Consider the following 653-nt stretch of genomic DNA (forward strand, 5'->3'; position numbering starts at 1 on the left):
TGAGCAAAAATCGTATAGGCATCATTTTTAGGCTCAACAATTACGTCGTAGGTTTCACCAGGGCCGAATCTAAATTCATCAACTGTCACTGGTTCAACGTTTTGCCCATCTGCTTGTACAACCGTTAGTTTTAACTCGGGGATACGCACGTCAAAAAAGCTATTACTAGAGCCATTAATAAACCTTAACCTAAGCTTTTCACCGACTTTAAATAATCCACGCCAGTTTGCCATTGGAGTACTACCGTTCATTAAAAAAGTCATTGCTGATGCAGATAAATCAGCTAAATCTGTAGGATTCATTCGCATCTGATTCCACATTTTTCGGCGCTGTAGAGCATTTGAAATACTGCTGCTTGAAACGTCATCGAAAAACTCTGGGACAGTGGGTTGATTGAAGTTAAATACATCACTCTGTACTTTTAATTTACGGAACAGCGCCATTGGGTCATCATCAGTCCAATCAGATAATTGAATAACATGCTCGTTATTTGCACTAATAATATCGTTTTCTCGCGGTTCAATAATTAATGCACCGTACATGCCTGTCATTTCTTGAAAGCCGCTATGTGAGTGATACCAATATGTACCGCTTTGTTGCAGTTTAAATTTATAAACAAAGGTTTCGCCCGGCATAATGCCTTTAAAGCTGAT

Annotated in this window: 1 protein-coding gene; it reads right to left on the reverse strand. The window is 39.1% G+C overall.

The annotated features are described in order from the left end of the window. Window positions 1–653 (reverse strand): multicopper oxidase domain-containing protein (locus tag GQR47_RS20670; protein WP_165724416.1); only part of this gene is annotated, 653 nt, incomplete at both ends.

Source organism: Pseudoalteromonas sp. Z1A2 (assembly GCF_011378755.1).
GTDB lineage: Bacteria > Pseudomonadota > Gammaproteobacteria > Enterobacterales > Alteromonadaceae > Pseudoalteromonas > Pseudoalteromonas distincta.